This window comes from Streptomyces sp. NPDC006174, from assembly GCF_040614075.1.
Lineage (GTDB): Bacteria > Actinomycetota > Actinomycetes > Streptomycetales > Streptomycetaceae > Streptomyces.
The window spans coordinates 207,091-232,511 of sequence record NZ_JBEXTJ010000011.1 but is presented as its reverse complement, the minus strand read 5'-3'; the positions used below and the strand labels follow the sequence as shown (position 1 = coordinate 232,511).

Sequence of the window (25,421 nt, the reverse complement as noted above, 5' to 3'; positions counted from 1 at the left end):
CGTCGGCGGTCAGCGGCATCAGGGCAGGGGAAGGGGCGCCCCGTACGCCGCCGTGCCCCACAGGAGCGGCGGCGGTGTACGGGACGCCTGGGTCACGCGTTCGGTGACGGGGCGTCGGCCGTGGGACGGCGTCAGTAGCGCTCGAGGGCCGGCGGCTCGGTGTAGTCCGCACCGGACAGGCCCAGCGTGGCCTCGTAGATCTTCTTGTACGTGCCGTCCTTGACGCGGTTCTCCAGCGAGTCGTTGATCGCGTCGCGCAGGACCTTGTCGTCCTTGTTCAGGCCGACGCCGTAGGGCTCGTCGGTGAACGGCTTGCCGACGACCTTGAGCTTGCCGGAGTTGGCGGCGGCGTAACCCTTGAGGATCGAGTCGTCCGTGGTGACGGCGTCGACCTGCTTGGTCAGCAGCTGCTGCACGCAGTCCGAGTACTTGGCCAGCTCGACGACGCTCGCGCCGTACTCCGGCTTCTTGATCTCCTGGAGCGGCGTGGAACCGACGATCGAGCAGACCTTCTTGCCCTTCACCGACTCCTTGCCGGTGATGGAGTCGTCGTCCTTGCGGACCAGGAGGTCGGCGCCCGCCTTGTAGTACGGACCGGCGAAGCCGACCTGCTTCTTGCGCTCGTCGTTGATCGTGTACGTGCCGACGTAGTAGTCGACCTGGCTCTTGGAGATGGCCGTCTCACGGACGCCGGAGTCGACGGTCTTCCACTCGATCTGCTTCTCCGAGAAGCCGAGGTCCGCCGCGATCATCCGGGCGAGCTCGATGTCGAAGCCGGAGCGCTCCTTGGTCGACTGGTCCTCGAAGCCGAGGAAGGGCTGGTCGGCCTTGGCGCCGATGATCAGCTTGCCGCGCTGCTTGGCCTTCTTGAAGACCGGCGAGTCCAGGGCGACGTCCTTCGCGACCTCGTACGTGGGCAGCTTGGGAGCCTCGGAGGAACCGGGCTGGGTGCCGCCCGGTTTGTCACCGGCGGAGCCCTCCTTGCCACCACACGCGGTCGCGGTCAGGGCGAGGACGGCGATGGCCGCGACGGCGGCCGACTTGCGGAGCTTCATGTGAGTTTTCCTTATGCCGTAGGTCGTTGTCGTCGGTCGACGGTCGTCAGTGGTGAAGGATCTTCGACAGGAAGTCCTTGGCCCGGTCGCTGCGCGGGTTGCTGAAGAACTGCTCGGGGGTCGCCTCTTCGACGATCTTTCCGTCGGCCATGAACACCACGCGGTTGGCGGCCGAACGGGCAAAGCCCATCTCGTGCGTGACGACGATCATCGTCATCCCGTCCCGCGCCAGCTGCTGCATGACTTCGAGGACCTCGTTGATCATCTCCGGGTCGAGAGCCGACGTGGGCTCGTCGAAGAGCATGACCTTCGGGTCCATAGCCAACGCCCGCGCGATCGCGACGCGTTGCTGCTGGCCACCGGAGAGCTGTGCCGGGTACTTGTCCGCCTGGACACCGACGCCGACCCGGTCGAGCAGGGCCCGGGCCTTGTCCTCGGCGGCCTTCTTGTCGGCCTTGCGGACCTTGGTCTGGCCCAGCACGACGTTCTCCAGCACCGTCTTGTGGGCGAAGAGATTGAACGACTGGAAGACCATGCCCACGTCGGCGCGCAGCCGCGCCAGCTCCTTGCCCTCCTGGGGCAGGGGCTTGCCGTCGATCGAGATCGCGCCCGAATCGATCGTCTCCAAGCGGTTGATCGTGCGGCACAGCGTGGACTTCCCGGACCCGGAGGGCCCGATGACGACCACGACCTCGCCACGGGCGATGGTCAGGTCGATGTCCTGGAGCACATGCAGCGCGCCGAAGTGCTTGTTGACGTCGCTCAGTACGACAAGGTCGTCGCCCGCGGGCGCGGCTTCCTCGGCGGCCTTGGTCACTGAAACTCCGCTCATCGGCTTCTTGCTCCGTCCTCCTCGGGTTCCAAGGACACTAATGACGCGGTGCGACCAGCGTCATTACATCTGAGCGGAAATTGAGCATAACGATCCGGCGGCAACCGGACACTCCGCGTGAAGGGGACGCTACGCGCAGCGCCCGGGCGTACCGGGTGCATAACGGAAACCCTGCTGTAACCGGCAACCTCTTGACTGGCACACCCGTCATCGGAGTGGATGCCCTGTGCGGCAAATGAACGTGAAGCACCGCTGAACGGAATGTTTCGGCCGGAGCCGAAGACGCAGTGCGACGGAAGACCCAGTGAACCGGAAGATCCGGCGAGACGGAGAGGAGGGCCATGAGACTGCTGCTCGTCGAGGACGACGACCATGTCGCGGCGGCCCTGTCCGCCGTGCTCGCCCGGCACGGGTTCCAGGTCGTGCACGCCCGCAACGGCGAGGAGGCCCTGCGCGCGCTCCTGCCCGCGGAGAAGGAGCCCTTCGGCGTCATCCTCCTCGACCTCGGCCTGCCCGACCAGGACGGCTACGAGGTCTGCGGCAAGATCCGCAAGCGCACCGCGACCCCGGTGATCATGGTGACCGCCCGTGCCGATGTGCGCTCGCGCATCCACGGACTCAACCTCGGCGCCGACGACTACGTCACCAAGCCGTACGACACCGGCGAACTGCTCGCCCGTATCCACGCGGTCGCCCGGCGCACCACCAGCGGCGAGGACACCGCACCGACGCCCGTCGCCACTCTGCGCCTCGGGCCCGTCGCGATCGAACTGCCCACCCGCCGCGTCAGCGTCGACGGCACCGAAGTCCAGCTCACCCGTAAGGAGTTCGACCTGCTGGCCCTCCTCGCGCAGCGGCCCGGCGTGGTCTTCCGCCGCGAGCAGATCATCAGCGAGGTCTGGCGCACCAGCTGGGAGGGGACCGGGCGCACCCTGGAGGTGCACGTGGCCTCGCTCCGCTCCAAGCTGCGCCTGCCCGCCCTCATCGAGACCGTGCGGGGCGTCGGCTACCGGCTCGTCGCGCCGTCCGCGTAACCGGCCGGTACCTCCCCGGTGCGCACCCGTCTCCTTCCGCTGCTCATCACCCTCATGGCGGCCGTCCTGCTCACCCTCGGCTTCCCGCTCGCGGTGAGCGTGGCCGCCGCCGAGCAGCAGCGCCTGGTCATCGACCGGATCGACGACACCGCCCGCTTCGCCGCCCTCGCCCAGCCGATCACCGACACCGTCCCGGCCTACGACGAGCGCCGGCTGACGCTCGCCACCGACCTGGAGGTCTACGCCTCGGTGTACGGGATCCGGGCCGGCGTCTTCTACCGCAACGACCTGGCGCTGGCGAAGGCCCCGGAGGGCTGGATGCTGCCCGCCGAAGGGGAGGGCCGCACCGCGTTCAACGAGGCGCTGCTCGGCCGCCGTTCGCACGATCCTCCGCAGGTCTGGCCGTGGCAGGACGGCCGGGTCGTCGTCGCCTCGCCCGTGGTGCGCGACGGTGACGTCGTCGCCGTGGTCGTCATCGACTCGCCCACCGACGAGATGCGCTCCCGGATCCTGCGGACCTGGCTGCTCATCGCCCTCGGCGAGGCCCTGGCCATGCTCGTCGCGGTCGGCGCCGCCGTCCGGCTCACCGGCTGGGTGCTGCTCCCGGTACGGGTCCTGGACGCGGCCACGCACGACATCGCCGTCGGCCGGATGCGCTCACGGGTCGCGGCGGCCGGAGGGCCCCCGGAGCTGAGGCGGCTGGCCCGGTCCTTCAACGAGATGGCCGACAACGTCGAGGTCGTACTGGAGCAGCAGCGCGCATTCGTCGCCGATGCCTCGCACCAGTTGCGCAACCCGCTCGCCGCGTTGCTCCTGCGCATCGAGCTCCTCGCCCTGGAGCTGCCGGACGGCAACCAGGAGATCGCCGCCGTACGCACCGAGGGCAAGCGGCTGGCCCGGGTCCTGGACGACCTGCTCGACCTGGCGCTGGCCGAGCACGCCGAGGCGGACCTCCAGCTGACCGACATCGTCCCGCTCACCGCCGAGCGCGTCGCCTCCTGGCGGCCGATGGCGGACGAGAAGGGCGTGCGCCTCGTCCAGGACGGCGCTCCGGCCGCCACCGCCTGGGTCGACCCCGTGGCGCTCTCCAGCGCGCTGGACGCGGTCATCGACAACGCGCTGAAGTTCACGCCGGCCGGACAGGACGTACGGGTCACGGTGACTCCGGGAACCACCGAGACCACCGTCGTGGTCGCCGACCGGGGTCCCGGCCTCACCGAGCAGGAGCTGGAGCGCGTCGGCGACCGCTTCTGGCGCAGCACCCGCCACCAGAACGTGAGCGGGTCGGGGCTCGGCCTCTCCATCTCGCGCGTGCTGCTCGCGGCGGGCGGCGGCTCGATCACGTACGAGAGCCATGAGCCGCACGGGCTGCGGGTCACCGTCTCCGTGCCGCGCGAGCTGCCGCACACGCCCTGAGGTCCACGCCTGCCGGCGAAGACGCCTCAGGGCTTGACCGAGCGGTAGTAGCGCTTGGCGCCGTCGTGGACCTCCAGCGGGTCCGTGTAGATCGCCGTCCGCAGATCCACGAGCTGGGCCGCGTGCACCTCGCGGCCGATCCCGTCCCGGCTGTTGATCACGGTACGGGTGAAGGCCTCGGTCATGGCCGGATCCGTGCGGTCCGTGGTGATGAGCAGATTGGCGACGGCGACCGTGGAGACCGACGTACCGCGCTGCGCGAAGCGGTAGGCGTCGGCCGGGATCGTGGCCGAGCGGTAGTAGCGGGCGGAGCCGCCGTTCGACTGCAACTCCTTGACCAGGGTCTCGTCCAGCGGCACCAGCTTGATCGCGAACCGCTGCGAGAGCTCCTGCACGGCCCCTGTCGGGAGCCCGCCGGACCAGAAGAAGGCGTCGAGGTCACCGGCGACCAGCCGGTCCGGCATGGTGTTGATGCCCGCCGACACCGCCGTCACGTCCCGCTGCGGATGGACGCCCGCCGCGTTCAGCAGCCGGTCCGCGACCAGCCGCACGCCGGAGCCCTCCTGGCCGACGCCGACCCGTTTGCCGCGCAGATCGGCGACGCTGCCGATGTCGGAGTCGCGCGGGACGATCAGCTGGACGTAGTCGTCGTAGAGCCGCACACAGCCGCGCAGCAGATGGGCGCCGGGCCTTCCGTCACGTACATAGGTGGCCACGGCGTCGGCGGTGGCGATGGTGAAGTCCGCCTCACCTGTCGCCACCCGCGCGAGGTTCTGCTGAGAGCCCTCGCTGGTGAGGAGCTTTATCGAAACCTCGGGCATGTCCTTGGCAAGAGCGCCTTCCAGCCGTTCTCCGTACCGCTGGTAGACGCCGCTCGGCACCCCCGTGGAGAAGGTCAGCGACCCACTGGGCGTCCGTTCGCCCAGCGGCAGGAGCCACCACGCGAGCAGCCCGAGCACGACCGCGAGAACGGCGCCCGTCTGCAGGGCGCGGCGTCGGCCGAATCGGGACGGAGCGTGGAGCATGCGGGCGATCCTGCCAGCTCACCGGCCCTGTGACCAGGCCCGGCCGGGCAGGGACGAAGGCGCGCCCGGCCACCGCCTACCCTGGTCACATGAGCAGCGGCAACCGGAGCGAAGAAGCAGTGGACGTCCAGAAGAGCTACGAGGTGCGCACCTACGGGTGCCAGATGAACGTCCACGACTCCGAACGGTTGTCGGGCCTCCTGGAGGACGCCGGTTACGTACGCGCCCCTGAAGGCGCCGACGGCGACGCCGACGTCGTCGTCTTCAACACCTGCGCGGTGCGCGAGAACGCCGACAACAAGCTCTACGGCAACCTCGGCCGCCTCGCCCCGATGAAGACCAAGCGCCCCGGGATGCAGATCGCCGTCGGCGGCTGCCTCGCCCAGAAGGACCGCGACACCATCGTCAAGCGCGCCCCCTGGGTGGACGTCGTCTTCGGCACGCACAACATCGGCAAGCTGCCCGTGCTGCTGGAGCGCGCCCGGATCCAGGAGGAGGCGCAGATCGAGATCGCCGAGTCCCTGGAGGCCTTCCCCTCCACGCTTCCGACCCGCCGCGAGTCCGCCTACGCCGCGTGGGTCTCCATCTCCGTCGGCTGCAACAACACCTGCACGTTCTGTATCGTCCCGGCCCTGCGCGGCAAGGAGAAGGACCGCCGCACCGGCGACATCCTGGCCGAGATCGAGGCCCTGGTCGCCGAAGGCGTGTCCGAGATCACGCTGCTCGGCCAGAACGTCAACGCGTACGGCTCCGACATCGGCGACCGCGAGGCCTTCTCCAAGCTGCTGCGCGCCTGCGGGACGATCGAGGGCCTGGAGCGCGTCCGCTTCACCTCGCCGCACCCGCGCGACTTCACCGACGACGTCATCGCCGCCATGGCCGAGACGCCCAACGTGATGCCGCAGCTGCACATGCCGATGCAGTCCGGTTCCGACCGCGTACTGAAGGCGATGCGTCGCTCCTACCGTCAGGAGCGCTTCCTCGGCATCATCGAGAAGGTGCGCGCCGCGATGCCGGACGCCGCCATCTCCACCGACATCATCGTCGGCTTTCCCGGCGAGACCGAGGAGGACTTCGAGCAGACGATGCACGCGGTCCGCGAGGCCCGTTTCACCAACGCGTTCACCTTCCAGTACTCCAAGCGTCCCGGGACGCCGGCCGCCGACATGGACGGCCAGATCCCCAAGGAGGTCGTGCAGGAGCGGTACATGCGCCTGTCCGCCCTCCAGGAGCAGATCTCCTGGGACGAGAACAAGAAACAGGTCGGCCGCACCCTGGAGGTCATGGTCGCCGAGGGCGAGGGCCGCAAGGACGGCGCCACCCACCGCCTTTCCGGCCGCGCGCCCGACAACCGCCTCGTCCACTTCACCAAGCCCGCCCAGGACGTGCGCCCCGGCGACGTGGTGACCGTGGAGATCACCTACGCCGCCCCGCACCACCTGCTCGCCGAGGGCACCCCGCTCGCCGTACGGGCCACCCGCGCGGGCGACGCCTGGGAGAAGCGCACCACGGCCGCCGCCGCCAAGCCGGCCGGAGTGATGCTCGGCCTGCCGTCCATCGGCGCTCCGAACCCGCTCCCGGCCGCGGCGGCTCCGGCCTGCGGGATCGGCTGACGGCTCAGGCTCCGCCCGACCGGTCCGTACGAGGGGTTCCGCGACCCGGCAAGTACGCTGACCGGCATGCTTGTCGCCGCCGCCGTGTGTCCCTGTCCGCCGCTCCTGGTGCCCGAGGTCGCCGCCGGAGCCGCGCCCGAGCTCGACTCCGCGCGGGCCGCGTGCCTCGACGCGGTGGGAGTGCTCGCGGCCTCTCGCCCCGATCTGCTCGTGGTCGTCGGGCCGGGAGAGGGCCGTGCGTACCCGGCAGGCGGCCACGGCTCCTTCCGCGGCTTCGGCGTCGGTCTGGACGTCATCCTCGGCGCGCCGGACCCGGCCGCGCAGGGACCGACGCTCGCGGACTCGCTCGCCGTCGGTGCCTGGCTGCTGGACCGGGCCCGCTGGACCGGCGCACCGGTCGGAGGGCTCGCGGTGGACGAGCGCAGTCCGGCCGCCGTGTGCGCCCGGACCGGACAGGAGCTGGCCGCACGCGCCGAGCGCGTCGCGCTTTTGGTGATGGGCGACGGCACCGCCTGCCGCACGCTCAAGGCGCCCGGCTACCTGGACGAGCGGGCCGAGGCCTTCGACGCCCGGGCGACCGAGGCGCTGGGCTCCGCGGACCTCGCCGCACTCGACGCGCTGGACGAGACCCTCGCGTACGAGCTCAAGGCGGCCGGCCGGGCGCCCTGGCAGCTGCTCAGCGGCGCCGCACGGGGCGCGGGGCTCGCGGGCCGGCTGCTGTACGAGGACGCGCCCTACGGCGTGGGCTACACCGTTGCCGCCTGGTCCTGACCTGAACGCACCGACGGCGGCACCGGAGAGCTCCGGTGCCGCCGTCGGTGTTTGGCCGCCGTCTGTTCAGTGGGCGGGCGGCGGAGGAGGCGGGGTCGTGCCAGGAGTGCCGGGCGTACCCGGAGCGCCGGGGGCGCCGGGCGTGCCGTAGGTGCCGGGAGCACCGGGCGTGCCGTGGCCGCCGGGGGTGCCGCCGTCCTTCTGGCCCAGCTTGTCCACGGCCTCCTTGGCCTTGCGCGTACCCGTGTCGATCTTGTCGCTGTACTTGCCCTTGGTCTTCTGGTCGACCGTGCGCGCGGCCCTGTCGAGGCCCTGCTCGATCTTGCCCCCGTGCTGCTGCGCGAGGTCGCCGACCTTCTCCTTGGCCGGGCCCAGCTTGGCCTTCAGGTTGTCCAGGAACCCCATTGGGTCACCTTCCGTGCAGTGAGGACGGTCTACGGGAGCGGTCTCCCGCCCCCATTGTCCGTCACCTGTCCCTTCCTGCCGACTTTACTCGCCCTTTAGCGTTTTCCTGATGCTCTTCCACGCTATCGGCGGTGTGCGGGAGGGCCGCGGAGATTTGGGAGACTGTCCCGGTGAACCGTCCCGCTTCAGCCCTCCGTGTCATCACCGTCGTCGGTCCCACCGCGGCCGGAAAATCCGATCTGGGGGTCTTTCTCGCCCGGGAACTCGACGGCGAGGTGGTCAACGCCGACTCCATGCAGCTCTACCGGGGCATGGACATCGGTACGGCGAAGATGACGCCAGCCGAGCGCGCGGGCGTCCCGCACCACCTGCTGGACATCTGGGACGTCACCGAGGCCGCCAGCGTCGCCGAGTACCAGCGCCTGGCCCGGCTGGAGATCGACCGGCTGCTCGCCGAAGGCCGTACACCGATCCTGGTCGGCGGTTCCGGGCTGTACGTGAAGGGCGCCATCGACGCCCTGGAGTTCCCCGGTACGGACCCCGAGGTACGCGGCCGGCTCGAACAGGAGCTGGCCGAGCGCGGCTCCGGCTTCCTGCACCGGCGGCTAGCCGAGGCCGACCCCGACGCCGCCCGGTCCATCCTCGCGAGCAACGGCCGCCGGATCGTCCGCGCTCTGGAAGTCATCGAGATCACCGGCAAACCCTTCACCGCCAACCTCCCGGGCGATGAGCCGGTCTACGACGCCGTGCAGATCGGCGTCGACGTGGAGCGTCCCGAGCTCGACGAGCGCATCGCCGTGCGCGTCGACCGGATGTGGGAGGCGGGTCTGGTGGACGAGGTGCGCGCGCTGGAGGCGTCCGGGCTGCGCGACGGGCTCACCGCCTCACGGGCGCTCGGCTACCAGCAGATCCTCGCGGCGCTCGCCGGGGAGTGCACACAGGAGGAGGCGCGGGCCGAGACCGTGCGCGCCACCAAGCGCTTCGCGCGCCGGCAGGACTCCTGGTTCCGCCGCGACCCGCGCGTCCACTGGCTCGGCGGCGGACAGCCTGACCGGGAAGAACTCCCGCACCGGGCGCTGACGTTGATCGAACGAGCGGTCACAGCCTGATCACGTGATGGCATCGGGACGCTCAGGCCGTCAATTCGGCACCCGTGATCGTGCCATCATCGAGCATCGATCCACCAGTGGAGTCCGAGTAGGGAGGGCGCGTGGCGATGGAGGCCGGCCCTCGCGACACGGAGCAGCACGACGTACCGCCGCCGCGGGAGATCGCGGGGCGGCTGAGTCCCGACGGGCCCGACGAGCAGGACGTGGCGCCGGAGGTCGAGGTCGAGCTGCGGCCCGCCCGGAGAATGCGGATCTGGCAGCTCGCGCCCATCATCACGCTGGCCGCCGTCGGCTCGCTGATGTTCGCCTTCCCGCTCGCCTTCGAGTTCGGTGACGGCGGTGCCGTGGTCGCCATGCTGGGTCTCCTGATCAGCTGCTGCGCGGCCGGCTGGGGCATGATGGCGGCCCGCCGGGTCGGCCACACCTGGCCCGGACTGCCGGCCCGAGGCTCCGGCGAGCGCATCGACTGGCGCGTGATCGCGCTGTACGTCGCCACGGGTGCCGCGCTGGTCGCCCTCGCCGTCTGGCGCGTCGCCCGCCTGCGCTGACGCCCTCCGCTGGAGGCCTGCGGCGTCCTCGCGGGAGGCCCGGCGGGTCCGGCCTCGCCGACTGTCGGCGGTGGCTCGTACAGTTGCCCTGTGAGCACTTCGCAGATCACCTTCCTCAAGGGTCACGGCACCGAGAACGACTTCGTGATCGTTCCTGACCCGGACAACGCCCTCGCGCTGCCCGCCTCCGTCGTCGCCCGGATCTGCGACCGCCGGGCCGGTATCGGCGCCGACGGCGTGCTCCACGTGGTCCGCTCCGCCGCCCACCCGGAGGCCCGGCCCATGGCCGCCGAGGCCGAGTGGTTCATGGACTACCGCAACGGGGACGGCTCGATCGCCGAGATGTGCGGCAACGGGGTGCGCGTCTTCGCGCACTACCTCCAGCGCGCGGGCCTCGTCGAGCAGGGCGGTATCGCCGTCGCCACGCGTGGCGGTGTCAAGCAGGTGCATCTCGCCAAGGACGGCGACATCACCGTCTCCATGGGCCGCGCCCTGCTCCCCGAGGAGAGCGCCACGGTCGCCGTCGGAGAGCGCAGCTGGCCCTCCCGCAACGTCAATATGGGCAACCCGCACGCGGTCGCCTTCGTCGACGACCTGGCCCACGCGGGCGACCTGCTCTCGGCTCCTCCGGTCAGCCCCGCCGCGGTCTATCCGGACGGCGTCAACGTCGAGTTCGTCGTCGACCGGGGCCCGCGCCATGTGGCCGTGCGCGTTCATGAGCGCGGTTCCGGCGAGACCCGCTCCTGCGGCACCGGCGCCTGCGCGGTGGCCGTCGCCGCCGCCCGCCGGGACGGAACGGACCCCGCGGTGACCGGTCTCCCCGCGACGTACCGCGTGGACCTCCCCGGCGGCACGCTGACCATCACCGAGCACCCGGACGGCTCGGTCGACATGACCGGCCCGGCCGTGATCGTCGCCGAGGGCACCTTCGACCCGGCCTGGCTGGAAACGGCCACCGGCTGACCGGCAAGCGCCGCTCGGTGGCCCCGGCTCGAAACGGTGATCGGTCCGAGCTTCGCTCGAATGGGTGATCCGTTTCACGCTGGGCGAGAGCCGGACTGCGCCACGTGGTGGGGTCGATAGCATCAAGCACCGGCCCGGAGAAGCGTCCGCCTCTCCCCACCGCCGGTCGACGCCGCCGGAGGTGCTTCATGAGTGCAGAGGCCGCCGATCCCGCCGCTGTGCCGCGCAGGCGGAGCCGGCCCCGGATCGATCTGCGCAGACTGGGCCGGGTGGCGCTGCTCGGCCCCGTCCCGCGCGACCGGCTGCCGGACGCCATCGGCCATGTCGCCGAAGCGCACCGGGCCCACCACCCCGACGCCGACCTGACCATCCTCCACCGCGCCTACGTCCTCGCCGAGTCCTCGCACCGCGGCCAGATGCGCAAGAGCGGCGAGCCGTACATCACGCACCCGCTCGCCGTCACGCTCATCCTCGCCGAGCTCGGCGCCGAGACCACCACGTTGACGGCCTCGCTCCTTCACGACACCGTCGAGGACACCGAGGTGACGCTCGATCAGGTACGGGACCAGTTCGGCGAGGAGGTCCGCTATCTCGTCGACGGCGTGACCAAACTCGAAAAGGTCGACTACGGCGCCGCCGCCGAGCCGGAGACCTTCCGCAAGATGCTCGTCGCCACCGGCAACGACGTCCGGGTCATGTCGATCAAACTCGCCGACCGGCTGCACAACATGCGCACCCTCACCGTGATGCGCCCGGAAAAGCAGGCCCGGATCGCCAAGGTCACCCGCGACGTCCTCATCCCGCTCGCCGAACGGCTCGGCGTCCAGGCGCTCAAGACCGAGCTGGAGGACCTGGTCTTCGCCATCCTCGACCCCGAGGAGTACGAGGACACCCGCGCCCTCATCGCCGCCGCGACGGGCGAGGCGGACCCGCTCTCCACCATCGCCGACAACGTCCGTACGACCCTGAGGGAAGCGGGCATCAGCGCCGAAGTCCTCATCAGGCCGCGCCACTTCGTCTCCGTCCACCGGGTCCGCCGCAAACGCGGCGAGCTGCGGCCCACCGACTTCGGCCGGCTGCTCGTCCTGGTCGGTGAGGACGCCGACTGCTACGCCGTCCTCGGTGAGCTGCACACCTGCTTCACACCGGTGATCTCCGAGTTCAAGGACTTCATCGCAGCACCGAAGTTCAACCTCTACCAGTCGCTGCACACCGCCGTCGTCGGCCCCGAGGGCGCGGTCGCCGAAGTCCTCATCCGTACGCACCGGATGCACAAGGTCGCCGAGGCGGGCGTCGTCGCTCTGGGGAACCCGTACGCGCACGACGGCACCCTCGCCCAGCAGGCCGAACCGTCCGACGAGCGCGCCGACCCGACCAGGCCCGGCTGGCTCTCCCGGCTGCTGGACTGGCAGGAGTCTGCCACCGACCCGGACACCTTCTGGACCACGCTCCGCGCCGACCTGGCCCAGGACCGCGAGATCACCGTGTTCCGCACCGACGGCAGGACCCTCGGCCTGCCCGCCGGCGCCAGCTGTGTCGACGCGGCCTACGCGCAGCACGGAGAGCGGGCGCACACCTGCATCGGAGCCAGGGTCAACGGCCGTCTGGCCACGCTCTCCACCGTCCTCAGCGACGGTGACACGGTTCAGCTGCTGCTCGCCCAGGACACCGCCTCCGGCCCGTCCCCGGAGTGGCTCGACCACGCCCGCACGCCCGCCGCCCGGATCGCGATCACCGCCTGGCTCTCCGCCCACCCGGAGGCCGTGCATCCGGAAGCCATCCATCCGGAAGCCGCAGGCCTCGATGCCGCCTCCTCCGAAGGCCCTGAGGCCGACGAAGACAGCACCGACGGTCGTACGGAACCTGCCCCCGACGGCCCGTACGCCACCGCGCCCGCCCGCACCCGTTCCGGCGGACGCGCCTCAGGTGTCGTCGTCGACGACCCGGAGAGCCACACGCGCCTGGCCGGCTGCTGTACGCCGGTGCCGCCGGACGACGTGGTCGGCATCGTGGTCCGGGGCGGCGCCGTCACCGTGCACCGACAGGAGTGTCCCGCCGTCGCCCGGATGCGGGACATCGGCCGCGCGCCGGTCGCGGCCCGCTGGCGCGACGAGGACGGCCGGCGCTCCACCGCCGCCTGCCGGGTCACGCTCGTCGCCGAGTCCTTCGGCCGGCCCCGGCTCCTCGCCGACCTCACCGAGGCCATCGCCACGGCCGACGCGGCGATTGTCTCCGCCACCGTCGAACCGCCCAGCGAACAGCGCGTCCGCCACACCTACACGCTCCAGCTTCCCGATGCCGCCGGACTGCCGGCCCTGATGCGGGCCATGCGCGACGTCGCCGGGGTCTACGACGTCAGCCGCGCCCAGCACCCGGCCGCCACCGGCTGACCCAAGCCTCGTTCGGGTGGTGCGGCGCGCGGCACCACCAGGGAGGCCTCCGGCGCTGATAGCGGTAGTCCATGCCGCTCCTCTCCCGCCGCCTGCGGGCCGCCCTCCTGGCCACCGCGTCGCTCACCCTCGTCGCCGCCGCCCTGCCCGCCCCCGAGCCCCTCGGCATCGGTGACCGGCTCTTCCCCGAGCTGGGCAACCCCGGCTACGACGTCCTCGCCTACGACATCGCCTTCACCTACCACGGCAGCAACTCCAAGCCCCTGGACGCCGTCACCAAGATCCGGGCCCGCACCACCGCACCGCTGGAGCGGATCAACCTCGACTTCGCGCGGGGCACCGTGAAGGGCGTCGAGGTCAACGGACGGGCAGCCGACTTCGGCAGCAGGAACGAGGACCTGATCATCCAGGCACCCCGCCGCCTCGCCGAAGGCGTACCGCTGAATATTACCGTCCTCCACACCAGCGACCCGGCCGGAACCGCGGGCAACGGCGGCTGGATCCGTACGGCCGACGGCCTCGCCATGGCCAACCAGGCCGACGCCGCCCACCGGGTCTTCCCGAGCAACGACCACCCTTCCGACAAGGCGCACTTCACCTTCCGTATCACCGCGCCCAAGGAGCTCACGGCGGTCGCGGGCGGACTGCCCGCCGGCCACACCCGTAACGGCGCCACGACCACCTGGACCTACCGCACCCAGCACCCCATGGCCACCGAGCTGGCCCAGGTCTCCATCGGCCGCTCCCACGTCCACCACCACACCGGACCGCACGGACTGCCGCTGCGCGACGTCGTCCCGGCCGCCGACCGCGAGAAGATGGAGCCCTGGCTGCGGAAGACCCCGGCCCAGCTGGAGTGGATGGAGCGGCGCGTCGGCCGCTACCCCTTCGAGTCGTACGGAGTCCTCGTCGCCGACAGCCGCATCGGCTTCGCGCTGGAGACCCAGACGCTCTCGCTCTTCGGGAAGTCCTTCTTCACCGAGCCCGCCTACCCGGAGTGGTACGTCGACTCCGTGATGGTCCACGAACTGGCCCACCAGTGGTTCGGCAACAGCGTCTCGCCCGCCACCTGGTCCGACCTCTGGCTCAACGAGGGACACGCCACCTGGTACGAGGCCCTGTACGCGGAGGAGAACGGCGGCGTGACGCTGGAGCGGCGGATGCGCGAGGCGTACAAGCTCTCCGACGGCTGGCGCGCGGACGGCGGCCCGCCGGCGCACCCGGACGGCCCGGCCGATGGCGAGAAGCTGAGCCTCTTCCGGCCGGTCGTCTACGACGGCAGCGCCCTGGTCCTCTACGCGCTGCGCCAGGAGATCGGCGCGGCCGCCTTCGACCGGCTGGAGCGCGCCTGGGTCCGGATCCACCGGGACGGTACGGCGACCACCGCGGACTTCATCCGGCTGGCCTCCGGCATCGCGGTACGCGACCTGACCGCCTTCTTCGAGAGCTGGCTGTACGGGAAGAAGACGCCGCCGATGCCCGGTCACCCCGACTGGCGAGCGGCGGAGCCCGCTGCCACCCCGTGAGGACTGGGGGAAACCCCAGTGACGGGCCCGGTGAGGCCGTGCCACTATCGACACATCGGCACAGCGGACGGCGCCGGGACCGATCGGAACCCTTGGCGGAAATGATCGGGAATCATCCGGACAGATCACACGTTGTGACTGACGTAAAGAATTCTCTCGACGTAAGGATCCAATGACCTCCTCTTCTTCCCTTCCCCAGGACGCGCAGGACGCGCAGAGCGCCACGGAGAACACCCCCGAGAGCCTCACCGAGAGCCTTCGGGCCGACGCCCTGATGGAAGAGGACGTCGCCTGGAGCCAGGAGATCGACGGAGCGCGCGACGGCGATCAGCTGGACCGCTCCGAGCGTGCCGCCCTGCGGCGCGTGGCCGGTCTCTCCACGGAGCTCGAGGACGTCACCGAGGTCGAGTACCGACAGCTGCGCCTCGAGCGCGTCGTGCTCGTCGGTGTCTGGACCTCGGGGACGGTGCGCGACGCGGAGATCTCGCTCGCGGAGCTCGCCGCACTCGCCGAGACGGCGGGCGCGCAAGTGCTCGACGCGGTGTACCAGCGGCGCGACAAGCCCGACCCGGCGACCTACATCGGGTCAGGCAAGGCGCTCCAGCTGCGCGACATCGTCCTCGAATCCGGCGCCGACACCGTCGTCTGCGACGGTGAGCTCAGCCCGGGCCAGCTGATCCACCTGGAAGACGTCGTCAAGGTGAAGGTGGTCGACCGGACCGCGCTCATCCTCGACATCTTCGCCCAGCACGCCAAGTCCCGTGAGGGCAAGGCGCAGGTCTCGCTGGCACAGATGCAGTACATGCTGCCGCGGCTGCGCGGCTGGGGTCAGTCGCTCTCGCGTCAGATGGGCGGCGCCGGTTCCGGCGGCGGTGGCGGTATGGCCACGCGTGGTCCCGGCGAGACCAAGATCGAGACGGACCGGCGGCGGATCCGCGAGAAGATGGCGAAGATGCGCCGGGAGATCGCGGAGATGAGGACCGGCCGCGAGATCAAGCGGCAGGAGCGCAAGCGCAACAAGGTGCCCTCCGTCGCCATCGCCGGATACACCAACGCCGGAAAGTCCTCGCTGCTCAACCGCCTCACCGGAGCCGGTGTTCTGGTGGAGAACGCCCTGTTCGCCACCCTGGACCCGACCGTGCGCCGGGCCGAGACACCGAGCGGCCGCATCTACACCCTCGCCGACACCGTCGGGTTCGTACGGCATCTGCCGCACCACCTCGTCGAGGCGTTCCGCTCCACCATGGAGGAGGTCGGCGAGTCCGATCTCATCCTGCACGTGGTGGACGGCTCGCACCCGGTGCCGGAGGAGCAGCTCGCCGCGGTCCGCGAGGTGATCCGGGACGTCGGCGCGGTCGACGTGCGCGAGATCGTCGTGATCAACAAGGCGGACGCGGCGGACCCGCTGGTCCTCCAGCGGCTGCTGCGCAACGAGAAGTACGCGATCGCGGTCTCGGCCCGGACCGGCGAAGGCATCGACGAGCTGCTCGCGCTCATCGACGTCGAGCTGCCGCGCCCGTCCGTCGAGATCGAGGTGCTCGTGCCGTACATCCAGGGAGCGCTGGTCTCCCGCGTGCACGCCGAAGGTGAGGTCCTCTCCGAGGAGCACACCGCCGAAGGCACGCTGCTCAAGGCCCAGGTCCACGAGGAACTGGCCGCGGAGCTGGGGACGTTCGTTCCCGCCGCGCACTGATCACCGCACGGCGCAGGCCGTGCACGAAGACGCCCGACCGGTTCCGCCCGGCCGGGCGTCACGCGTTCCCGGGGTCCTCGCGTCCGGCGGCACCGGTGCTCTTGTAGCCCGGAGGCACGAAACACGCCGTCACCGTCTTGCCTTCCCGCTGCGGATGGTGCTGCCAGCTGTCGGCCAGCGCGTCGACGATGGCCATGCCGCGGCCGCCGAGCGCGTCCGGCTCCGCGTCACGCGGTGCGGGCGGCTGCGGACTGGAGTCGTGGACGCTGACGTGCAGGCACGCGCTGTCCCAGGTCAGAACGAGCTGGGCGTCGCTGTGGGCATGCTTGTGCGCGTTGGTGATGAGCTCGGAGACGGCGATCAGCACCGAATCCACGGTGTCGGGCGAGTCCTTGGCCCACTCCAGGGTCTCCAGGTGCTCGCGCGCCCAGTGCCGTCCCGCGCGCACCCCTTCGGAAATGGGGAAGGACTGCGCCCAGCCCACCGCCCTCATCGTGGAATCGGTCATCGCCATACCTTTCGGTCGTGGCCGTACGGGGGTCCGGCGCTCGGTTGTCCTCCGTGTACCCGCCGGAGCGCGGAACACCGTCCCGCCCGAGCCGCGAAGCCGTCGGGACCCGACGGTGATTGGAGGGCTGGGCATCGGGCATACGACGGCAGCACCCATCTAGCAAGGAGAAAATTATGATGATCGTCGGAATAGTCGCCGTCTGTGTCGTCCTGGCCGTGCTGGCTTTCCTGGTGCCCAAGTTCTCCCGTCACCCGGAGCGCGGCACCCAGCGCACGCTGGGCCTGGGCTCCCGCGCGGGCAGCAAGGCGCCGGGGCCGCTGGGTCGGCTCTTCAGCAAGCCGTTCCGCAGCAGCTCCAAGGCGGTCGGCCGCAGCGGCTCGGCCGGTCGGCGTGCCCGTGGCCACATGCCGTTCTGACGGCGTGCGCCCGCACGCGCTCACGCCGGTAGCCGTGCCCGTCGGGCACCATGGCCGGATGGACGCCGATCAGCCGGAACAGACCCCCGACGGCCGCTACATCGTGGTGAAGGGCCGTCGATGGCGGGCCACCGACCCGGAGATCCCCGAGGACGTCGCCGCCGGCCTGCGCCGCCACCTGATGGCAGCCCGGCGCGCGGTGGCCGCCTCCCACCGGAACGCGGACCCGGCGGCCGAGAAACTGGCCCGGAGCCGGGTCCAGACGGCCAAGGTGGCCCTCGGCGAACGCGGCACCCCGTGGTGGGAGCAGTCCCTCGCCGAGCGGCGCCGCCGCTGGGAGGCCGGAGCCGCGGAACTCGACGCCGAGAAGCCCGGACAACGAACCGCCCGGGCGGCCGACGAACAGAGCCGGCCACCCGGGCGGAAAGGGTCCAGCTGATCCGCGTAACGGCGGTCGCTTCCTACTCGACCTGAGTACGGCGGTCGCTCCTTACCGGCCCGCGTACGGCGGTCGCGCGTCCTACTGGCCCGCGTACTTCTCGCTGACCGCGCGGTAGACGCCCTCGGCCTCCTTGCCGAGGCGGGGGCCGGCCAGCCAGCCCGCCGAGATCGGGCCGATCGAGGTGTTGGAGACCAGCGCCGGCTGCCCGTCCTGGCCCTGTGCGACCCAGCCGCCACCGGAGGAACCGCCGGTCATCGTGCAGCCGATGCGGTACATCGTCGGCTCGTCCTGGCGGACCGAGAGACGGCCCGGCTTGTCCTCGCACTGGAGCAGCTTCTGGCCGTCGAACGGCGGCGCGGCAGGGTAGCCGGTGGCCGTCAGGGACGGGATCTGCGGAACGGCGGGAGCGTTGAAGTCGACCGGCAGCGCCGAACCGACCGTCTCCTCCAGCGACTTGCCCGTCGAGCCCTTCTCCGGCGTCACATGCAGCACCGCGAAGTCGTACGGAGCGCCCTGCCCGCCGGTCGCCGCACCTTCAGCGATCCACTGCTCCGAGGTCTGGGCCCACCGGCCCCACCACACACCGTACGGAGCGATCTTCTCCTTGGGCGCGGTCTCCAGCTCCGCAAGCGACAGGCCGTCGTTGTTGTACGACGGGACGAACGCGATGTTGCGGTACCAGCCACCCGTCTTGCCGGCGTGCACGCAGTGGCCGGCGGTCCACACCATGTTGGACTTGCCGGGGTTGGCCGGGTCCTTCACCACGGTCGCCGAGCAGACCATCGAGCCCTTGGGTCCGTCGAAGAGCAGCTTGCCGGACGCCGGCTCGTTGTCGTGGTACGGCGTCGCGACGCCGGCCGCCTGGACGGGAGCGGGCGTCGGGTCCGTCACGCCGTCGTCGCCGGAGATGTCGTTGTCGACCGGGTTCTCCGGAGGCTTGTCGGCCTCCCGCATCCGGTCCGGGTCCCACAGGCCGTCGATGATCGGGTTGACGAAGTCCTTGGCCTCACGCAGCCACTTGTCCTTGTCCCAGTTCTTCCACTCGCCGTCCCGCCACTTGTCCGGGTCGATCCCGTGCTCCTTGAGCCGGTTCTTCAGATCGTCCGGGATGACGACCTTGCCGTCGGAGGACGGGACGGCGGAGGCGCTGGGCGTCGTACCGCCCGCGTTGTCCTCCTCCGGACCGCAGGCGGTGGCGGTGAGCGCCAGGACGGCGACGGCCGCCGTCGCGGCGAGCACGCCACGCGGCACGCGCCGTACGCGGCTGCCGCGGCGCGCGGTGTCGGTCGGGCGAACGGTTCGCATCTGGTGATCCCCCTGGGACTTCGTCACTCGGTACTCCGTGCTGCATTTCGGACACTTCGGGGCTACTTCCAGCCCTCTGCGCGGCCCCCACTATGCCGGTGCCGATGGGGACGGTACGCGGCAGGTCCACGGTTCCGTCCCCGCGAGGATGTTCCGATTTACCCGTGATCCCTTGCGGTCGGCGTCGTTGGTACGTACGGGGGACACCAGGACAGCGTTCACCCCCGCACTCCGTCCGCGCGAAAACGTATCGACGTGCAACGCAACTGTTACCGCAGGAGGATCAAGAGCCGTGTCCGTGACCGAACCCGCTCCGGTGGCACCTCCTCCCGCGGCCCCCGCGCACGAGGGCATACTCCGCCGCCAGTCGCTGCGCGAATCGGCCGCCCGCACCTATGCGCGGTCCCTGCCGATCGTCCCGGTCCGGGCGCGCGGGCTCACCATCGAGGGCGCGGACGGACGGCGCTATCTGGACTGTCTTTCAGGCGCGGGCACGCTGGCGCTCGGCCACAACCACCCGGTCGTGCTCGAAGCCATCCGGAAGGTCATCGACTCCGGCGCGCCGCTGCACGTGCTCGACCTCGCGACCCCGGTCAAGGACGCCTTCACCACCGAGCTGTTCGCCACCCTGCCGCGCGAGTTCGCGGAGAACGCGCGCATCCAGTTCTGCGGGCCCGCCGGTACGGACGCGGTCGAGGCCGCGTTCAAGCTGGTCCGCGCCGCGACCGGCCGCGAGGGCCTGCTGACCTTCACCGGCGCGTACCACGGCATGACGGCCGGAGCGCAGGAGGCGTCCGGCGGCGCCCGGCACGTCCGGGTGACCCGGCTGCCCTTCCCGCAGGACTACCGCTGCCCGTTCGGCATCGGCGGCGAGCGCGGTGCCGCTCTCGCCGCGCGCTGGACGGAGCATCTGCTCGACGACGAGAAGGGCGGCGTCCCGGCTCCGGCGGGCATGATCGTGGAGCCGGTGCAGGGCGAGGGCGGCGTCAACCCGGCGCCGGACGCCTGGCTGCGCAGGATGCGCGAGATCACCCGCGTCCGCGGTATCCCGCTCATCGCCGACGAGGTGCAGACCGGCGTCGGCCGGACCGGCGCCTTCTGGGCCGTCGAGCACAGCGGTGTCGTGCCGGACGTCATGGTCCTCTCCAAGGCGATCGGCGGCTCCCTCCCGCTCGCGGTCATCGTCTACCGCTCTGAGCTGGACCTCTGGCAGCCGGGCGCGCACGCGGGTACGTTTCGTGGCAACCAGCTCGCCATGGCGGCGGGCGCGGCCACCCTCGCGTACGTCCGGGAGAACGGGCTGGCGGAGCGGGCGGCGGCCCTGGGCGCCCGGATGCTCGACAGCCTGCGGAAACTGCGGGCGGACCATCCGGGGATCGGCGACGTACGGGGGCGCGGACTGATGATCGGCCTGGAGCTGGTGGACCCCGAGGCCGCGCCGCTGCCGGCCGAGGCCGACGACCACGCCCCGGCCCCGCCGCCGGACCCGGCGCTCGCCCGTGCCGTCCAGCAGGAGTGCCTGGACCGCGGTCTCATCGTCGAACTCGGCGGCCGGCACAGTGCCGTTGTCCGCCTGCTGCCTCCGCTCACCCTCACCGACGAGCAGGCGAGTGCCGTCGTCGACCGGCTGGCCGACGCGCTGGCGGCCGCGGAGCGTTCGCCGCACCGCCGGGCCGCCGCCGCGTCGACCAGCTGATCCCCGGAACCACACAAGGAAGACCGCCGTGAACCCCACCTCAGCGTCCGAGGCCGACGGCCCCGGAACCCCCCAGCACCGAGGGCAGGACGGACCGGCCGCCCCCGGCACGGCCGAGGCGACGACGACCGTGCCCCGTCAGAAAGCCGCTTACGAGGGCGGCTTGGACGCCTCGTACGGCGAAGTCCTCGGCGAACACGACCTCTTGGACCATCCCGACCCGCTGCGGGCCGCCGACGCCGCCGGTACCGAGAGCCTCCTGCGGTGCTGGACCCGGGAGAACGACCTGCCGCGTCCCGAAGGCGACACCCTGCGCGTCGACTTCCCCGCCACCGGCACCGCCCTGCTCGTCCCCGTGCACTACTGGTCCGCCACCGGAGCCCACCGCTTCGGCGCGCCGGTCCTGGAAGGCGCACCCGAGAAGGCCCCGCCCGCCGACGCCGTCACCGTCGCGGTCCTCATCGGCCGGGAAGCCGACCGCAACGGCTCCGCCGAACTGGTCGCCCGCGTCGCCGACTCCGTACGCCACACCGCCGGCTTCGTCGAACAGCGCCGCCGCCACCCCGCAGAACCGGCCGACACCGACCTCTTCCTCACCGCCGAGCAGTCCCTCCTCCTCGGCCACCCGCTCCACCCCACGCCCAAGAGCCGCGAAGGGCTCTCCGAGGCGGAGTCCCGGCGCTACTCGCCCGAGCTGCACGGCTCCTTCCCGCTCCACTGGTTCGCCGTGGACCGCTCCCTCACCGCCACCGACTCCGCCTGGACCGACGGCGGCCAGGCTTCCGCCGAGGAGCTCCTCGCTCCGCACCGCGACGGGCTGCGCCTGCCGCCCGGCACCGCCGCCCTGCCTCTCCACCCGTGGCAGGCCGCCGACCTGCTGAGCCGTCCGCAGGTCGCCGCTCTCCAGGAGACCGGCCTGCTGCACGACCTCGGCCCGCACGGCGAGCACTGGCACCCCACCTCCTCCATCCGCACCGTCCACCGCCCCGGCGCCCGCGTGATGCTCAAGCTCTCCCTCGGCGTCCGCATCACCAACTCCCGCCGCGAGAACCTCCGCAAGGAGCTGCACCGAGGCGTCGAGGTCCACCGCCTCCTGACCACCGGCCTCGCCGACAGCTGGCAGCGGGTCCACCCGGGCTTCGACATCGTCCGCGACCCCGCCTGGCTCGCCGTCGACGACCCCGAAGGCGTTCCTGTCACCGGCCTGGACGTGATGCTCCGGCAGAACCCCTTCGGCCCGGGCAACGACGCCGTCTGCATCGCCGGGCTCACCGCACAGCGGCCCCGGCCCGGACAGCCTCTGATGCGCTCCCGGCTCGCCGAGGCCGTCGCCGCCCTGGCAGCCGGGACCGGCCGCCCGGTCGCGGACATCTCCGCCGAGTGGTTCCGGCGCTACCTGGACCGCGTCGTACATCCCGTCCTCTGGCTCGACGCGCACGCCGGCGTCGCCCTGGAGGCCCACCAGCAGAACACCCTCGTCCTGCTCGACCCGGACGGCTGGCCGGTCGGCGGACGCTACCGCGACAACCAGGGCTACTACTTCCGCGACTCCCGCCGCGACGAGCTGGAGCGGCGGCTCCCGGGCATCGGCACGGTCAGCGACACCTTCGTCTCCGACCCGGTCACCGACGAGCGGTTCGCCTACTACCTGGGCATCAACAACGTCCTCGGTCTCATCGGCGCGTTCGGCGCCCAGCGCCTCGCCGACGAGCAGATCCTGCTCACCGTCCTGCGCCAGTTCCTCACCGAGAACGCGGAACTGGGCTCACCGCTGCCCGCGTATCTTCTCCAGAACCGCCAACTGCGGTGCAAGGCCAACCTGCTGACCCGGCTGCACGGCCTGGACGAGCTGGTCGGCCCGGTCGACACCCAGTCCGTCTACGTCACCATCGCCAACCCGCTCCACGCCTGAGGGGCCCGGCCCCGCTCCAGAGAGGAGAGTGTCACCGTGCCTCCCGCCGACGCGTCCGCCGCATCCGACGCGGCGCCTCCGGAACCGGGCCCCGGGCCCACGGACCCGGGCGCCCCTACGGGCACCGAGGACACACTCGATCTGAAGCTCACCGAGGAGCTCCTCGCCCTCGTCGCCGAGGACCGGAGCCGGGCTGCAACGGGACACGGCTCCGAAGGCGGGCTGCTCGGCGACCCGGCCTCCTGGCCCGGAGCTACCACCGAGGCCGGAGTGTTCCACCTGGTCCCGGTGGTCCTGGAGCGCGATCTCGCCGTCCTCAGCCGCTGGATGAACGACCCGGCCGTCGCCGCCTTCTGGGAGCTGGCCGGGCCCGAATCCGTCACCGCCGACCATCTGAGGCCGCAGCTCGCAGGCGACGGCCGCTCCGTCCCCTGCCTCGGCGTGCTCGACGGAACACCCATGAGCTACTGGGAGATCTACCGCGCCGACCTCGACCCGCTGGCCCGCCACTACCCCGCCCGCCTCCACGACACCGGCATCCACCTCCTCATCGGAGGCGTGGGCAACCGGGGGAGGGGCGTGGGCACGACGCTGCTGCGCGCCGTCGCCGACCTCGTGCTGGACAACCTGCCGCGCTGCGGCCGGGTCGTCGCCGAGCCGGACCTCCGTAACACCCCGTCCGTATCGGCATTCCTGAGCGCCGGATTCCGCTTCTCCGCAGAGGTGGACCTCCCCGACAAACGTGCCGCTCTCATGATCCGCGACCGAACGTACCGTGATCACCTGTGAACATCGCGCCGCACCGCCCACACCGCTCGAACCCCATCGGTCCCACCCGGAGGAGTCCCCGTGCCGACATATCCCGCGAGCCATGATGCAGTCGAGCCCCACCCACTCCTCAGCCCGCCGGAGCTGAACCGGCAGGTCTGGGACCGGGCCGCGGCGCGGCTGCTCGCCAAGATGCTCGGCGAGTTCGCGTACGAGGAGATCATCGAGCCCGAACGCCGGCCCGGCGACGGCCGCCTGCACGCCCTCACGCTCGACGACGGCACCGAGCTCCGCTTCTCGGCCCGCCGAGGCGTCTACGGAAGCTGGCGCGTCGACCCCGACTCCATCGAGACGGCCCACCCGCCGGCGAGCCCCCTCTCCAACGGCGCCTCATCGAACCACGCCGCCTCCAACGGCACTTCGGACGGCACGGCCCGCCCGTTCCGCGACCCGCTGCGGTTCCTCGCCCGCGCCGGCGGCCTCCTCGGCCTCGACGGCGCCACCCTCGGCCACCTCATCCGCGAACTGACCCTCACGCTCTCCGCCGACGCCCGGCTCGACCACACCGCCCTCACCGCGGCCCAACTCGCCGACGCCGACTACGCCGAGCTGGAAGGACACCAGACCGGCCACCCCTGGCTGGTGGCGAGCAAGGGCCGGCTCGGCTTCTCCGCCGCCGACGCGGCCCGCTTCACGCCCGAGACCCGCAGCCCGCTCCAGCTGCCGTGGATCGCCGTGAGCACCCGCATCGCGCAGTACCGCGGCGTGGGCCGCCTCACCACCTCCGAGCACCTCTACGCCCAGGAGCTCGACCCCTCCGTACGCACCTCGTTCGCCGCCGAACTGCGCGGCCGCGGACTCGATCCGGAGAGCTACCTCTACCTGCCCGTCCACCCCTGGCAGTGGGACGAATGGATCGTTCCGCTCTTCGCTCCCGCCATCGCCGACGGGGACATCGTGGCGCTGCACGCTGACGGCGACGCCCGCCTCCCGCAGCAGTCCGTCCGCACCTTCGCCAATGTGGCCCGCCCCGACCGGCACACGGTGAAGCTGCCGCTCTCCATCCTCAACACCCTGGTCTGGCGCGGCCTGCCGACCGAGCGGACCCTCGCCGCGCCCGCCGTCACCGACTGGGTCCAGGGCCTGTGCGAGGCCGATGCGTTCCTGCGCGACACCTGCCGGGTCATCCTCCTCGGCGAGGTCGCCTCCGTAGCCGTGGAACACCCGATCTACGATCGACTCCCCGAAGCCCCGTACCAGTACAAGGAGCTCCTCGGCGCGATCTGGCGGGAGCCCCTGCCGCCCCGCCTCGCACCGGGCGAACGCGCCCGCACGCTCGCCTCCCTCCTCCATACGGATCCGGCGGGCCGCGCGTTCACCGCCGAACTCGTCGAACGCTCCGGCCTCGACCCGGCCGCCTGGCTCACCCGCCTCTTCGCCGCCCTGCTACCGCCGCTCCTGCACTTCCTCTACCGGTACGGCACGGTCTTCTCACCGCACGGCGAGAACGCCATCGTCGTCTTCGACGAGAACGACGTGCCCGTACGGCTCGCGATCAAGGACTTCGTCGACGACGTCAACATCAGTGCCCACCCGCTGCCGGAGCACGACACCATGCCCGACGAGGTGCGCGCGGTCCTCTTGACGGAGGCGCCGTCCTTCCTCACCCAGTTCATCCACTCCGGCCTCTTCGTCGGCGTCTTCCGCTATCTGTCGCCGCTCTGCGAGGAGCAGCTCGGCGTGAGCGAGGACGCGTTCTGGTCACTCGTCCGGGCGGAGATCGTCCGCCACCACGCCCGCTTCCCGGAGCTCAAGGAGCGGTTCGAGCTGTTCGACATGCTCACTCCCGAGATCGAACGGCTCTGTCTCAACCGCAACCGGCTGCACGTGGACGGCTACCGCGACCGCTCCAGCCGCCCGCACGCGGCGATCCACGGCACGGTTCCCAACCCGCTGCACCCCGCTGCCCGGATCCGGGAGTGATCGCCGTT

At 71.4% G+C, this 25,421-nt stretch carries 22 protein-coding genes; 16 read left to right on the top strand and 6 right to left on the bottom strand.

Features of this window, described 5'->3' with window-relative positions; all coding sequences use genetic code 11:
• Window positions 1–131 precede the first annotated feature (131 nt).
• On the bottom strand, window positions 132–1,055 hold the full coding sequence (locus tag ABZ267_RS24950; protein WP_356749180.1) for a glutamate ABC transporter substrate-binding protein: 924 nt from the start codon (window positions 1,053–1,055) through the stop codon (window positions 132–134).
• Between the two features lie 46 nt (window positions 1,056–1,101).
• Window positions 1,102–1,887: an amino acid ABC transporter ATP-binding protein gene (locus ABZ267_RS24945; RefSeq protein WP_356749178.1), complete on the bottom strand. Its 786-nt coding sequence runs from the start codon at window positions 1,885–1,887 to the stop codon at window positions 1,102–1,104.
• Between the two features lie 341 nt (window positions 1,888–2,228).
• Here ABZ267_RS24945 and ABZ267_RS24940 point away from each other — a divergent pair, with 341 nt between their 5' ends.
• Together ABZ267_RS24940 and ABZ267_RS24935 are read left to right on the top strand one after the other, a co-directional pair.
• Window positions 2,229–2,921 (top strand): response regulator transcription factor, encoded by a 693-nt coding sequence (locus tag ABZ267_RS24940; RefSeq protein WP_356749176.1) that lies wholly within the window; start codon window positions 2,229–2,231, stop codon window positions 2,919–2,921.
• Window positions 2,922–2,939: 18 nt separating this feature from the next.
• Window positions 2,940–4,337: a HAMP domain-containing sensor histidine kinase gene (locus tag ABZ267_RS24935; protein ID WP_356749174.1), complete on the top strand. Its 1,398-nt coding sequence runs from the start codon at window positions 2,940–2,942 to the stop codon at window positions 4,335–4,337.
• Between the two features lie 26 nt (window positions 4,338–4,363).
• Here the strand turns inward: ABZ267_RS24935 and ABZ267_RS24930 are convergent, their stop codons facing one another.
• The gene (locus tag ABZ267_RS24930) at window positions 4,364–5,362 is read right to left on the bottom strand and encodes a TAXI family TRAP transporter solute-binding subunit (RefSeq protein ID WP_356749172.1); all 999 of its coding nucleotides are present in this window, start codon (window positions 5,360–5,362) and stop codon (window positions 4,364–4,366) included.
• An 89-nt stretch (window positions 5,363–5,451) separates the two neighbouring features.
• Here ABZ267_RS24930 and miaB point away from each other — a divergent pair, with 89 nt between their 5' ends.
• The gene (miaB, locus tag ABZ267_RS24925; protein WP_356749170.1) at window positions 5,452–6,975 is read left to right on the top strand and encodes a tRNA (N6-isopentenyl adenosine(37)-C2)-methylthiotransferase MiaB; all 1,524 of its coding nucleotides are present in this window, start codon (window positions 5,452–5,454) and stop codon (window positions 6,973–6,975) included.
• 66 nt (window positions 6,976–7,041) lie between these two features.
• On the top strand, window positions 7,042–7,746 hold the full coding sequence (locus ABZ267_RS24920; RefSeq protein ID WP_356749168.1) for a class III extradiol dioxygenase subunit B-like domain-containing protein: 705 nt from the start codon (window positions 7,042–7,044) through the stop codon (window positions 7,744–7,746).
• 66 nt (window positions 7,747–7,812) lie between these two features.
• On the opposite strand, the gene ABZ267_RS24915 is transcribed toward ABZ267_RS24920, so the two are convergent.
• Complete coding sequence (locus tag ABZ267_RS24915; protein ID WP_356749166.1) at window positions 7,813–8,151, bottom strand: antitoxin; 339 nt, start codon at window positions 8,149–8,151, stop codon at window positions 7,813–7,815.
• A 170-nt stretch (window positions 8,152–8,321) separates the two neighbouring features.
• On the opposite strand from ABZ267_RS24915, the gene miaA reads away from it, so the two are divergent.
• From miaA to hflX, 6 genes are all read left to right on the top strand, one after another.
• Entirely contained in the window at window positions 8,322–9,260 is a 939-nt protein-coding gene (miaA, locus tag ABZ267_RS24910) for a tRNA (adenosine(37)-N6)-dimethylallyltransferase MiaA (RefSeq protein WP_356749164.1), read from the top strand.
• Between the two features lie 107 nt (window positions 9,261–9,367).
• Window positions 9,368–9,808, top strand: coding sequence for a hypothetical protein (locus ABZ267_RS24905; RefSeq protein WP_356749251.1), 441 nt, complete (start codon window positions 9,368–9,370; stop codon window positions 9,806–9,808).
• Between the two features lie 90 nt (window positions 9,809–9,898).
• Window positions 9,899–10,771 (top strand): diaminopimelate epimerase, encoded by an 873-nt coding sequence (gene dapF, locus ABZ267_RS24900; RefSeq protein ID WP_356749162.1) that lies wholly within the window; start codon window positions 9,899–9,901, stop codon window positions 10,769–10,771.
• 188 nt (window positions 10,772–10,959) lie between these two features.
• A complete protein-coding gene (locus tag ABZ267_RS24895) occupies window positions 10,960–13,161 on the top strand; it encodes an HD domain-containing protein (RefSeq protein WP_356749160.1) in 2,202 nt (733 codons plus the stop codon).
• Window positions 13,162–13,232: 71 nt separating this feature from the next.
• Window positions 13,233–14,687: a M1 family metallopeptidase gene (locus ABZ267_RS24890; protein WP_356749158.1), complete on the top strand. Its 1,455-nt coding sequence runs from the start codon at window positions 13,233–13,235 to the stop codon at window positions 14,685–14,687.
• 172 nt (window positions 14,688–14,859) lie between these two features.
• Entirely contained in the window at window positions 14,860–16,380 is a 1,521-nt protein-coding gene (gene hflX, locus ABZ267_RS24885; protein ID WP_356749156.1) for a GTPase HflX, read from the top strand.
• A gap of 58 nt (window positions 16,381–16,438) precedes the next feature.
• Here hflX and ABZ267_RS24880 read toward each other — a convergent pair whose 3' ends face one another.
• Window positions 16,439–16,888, bottom strand: a complete 450-nt coding sequence (locus ABZ267_RS24880; RefSeq protein WP_356749155.1) for an ATP-binding protein — start codon at window positions 16,886–16,888, stop codon at window positions 16,439–16,441.
• Between the two features lie 176 nt (window positions 16,889–17,064).
• Here ABZ267_RS24880 and ABZ267_RS24875 point away from each other — a divergent pair, with 176 nt between their 5' ends.
• Window positions 17,065–17,307, top strand: a complete 243-nt coding sequence (locus tag ABZ267_RS24875) for a DUF6411 family protein (protein WP_356749154.1) — start codon at window positions 17,065–17,067, stop codon at window positions 17,305–17,307.
• Window positions 17,308–17,365: 58 nt separating this feature from the next.
• Window positions 17,366–17,746 carry a hypothetical protein gene (locus tag ABZ267_RS24870; RefSeq protein WP_356749153.1) on the top strand — a complete coding sequence of 127 codons (381 nt, stop codon included), beginning with the start codon at window positions 17,366–17,368 and terminating at the stop codon, window positions 17,744–17,746.
• Window positions 17,747–17,827: 81 nt separating this feature from the next.
• Here ABZ267_RS24870 and ABZ267_RS24865 read toward each other — a convergent pair whose 3' ends face one another.
• Window positions 17,828–19,054, bottom strand: a complete 1,227-nt coding sequence (locus ABZ267_RS24865; RefSeq protein WP_356749151.1) for a hypothetical protein — start codon at window positions 19,052–19,054, stop codon at window positions 17,828–17,830.
• 292 nt (window positions 19,055–19,346) lie between these two features.
• On the opposite strand from ABZ267_RS24865, the gene ABZ267_RS24860 reads away from it, so the two are divergent.
• Genes ABZ267_RS24860 through ABZ267_RS24845 form a run of 4 tightly spaced genes read left to right on the top strand, consistent with a single transcriptional unit; the run spans window position 19,347 to window position 25,413 of the window.
• The gene (locus ABZ267_RS24860) at window positions 19,347–20,750 is read left to right on the top strand and encodes a diaminobutyrate--2-oxoglutarate transaminase family protein (protein ID WP_356749149.1); all 1,404 of its coding nucleotides are present in this window, start codon (window positions 19,347–19,349) and stop codon (window positions 20,748–20,750) included.
• A gap of 28 nt (window positions 20,751–20,778) precedes the next feature.
• The gene (locus ABZ267_RS24855) at window positions 20,779–22,662 is read left to right on the top strand and encodes an IucA/IucC family protein (protein WP_356749147.1); all 1,884 of its coding nucleotides are present in this window, start codon (window positions 20,779–20,781) and stop codon (window positions 22,660–22,662) included.
• 36 nt (window positions 22,663–22,698) lie between these two features.
• On the top strand, window positions 22,699–23,451 hold the full coding sequence (locus ABZ267_RS24850; RefSeq protein WP_356749145.1) for a GNAT family N-acetyltransferase: 753 nt from the start codon (window positions 22,699–22,701) through the stop codon (window positions 23,449–23,451).
• Window positions 23,452–23,511: 60 nt separating this feature from the next.
• Complete coding sequence (locus tag ABZ267_RS24845) at window positions 23,512–25,413, top strand: IucA/IucC family siderophore biosynthesis protein (protein WP_356749143.1); 1,902 nt, start codon at window positions 23,512–23,514, stop codon at window positions 25,411–25,413.
• Window positions 25,414–25,421: the final 8 nt, after the last annotated feature.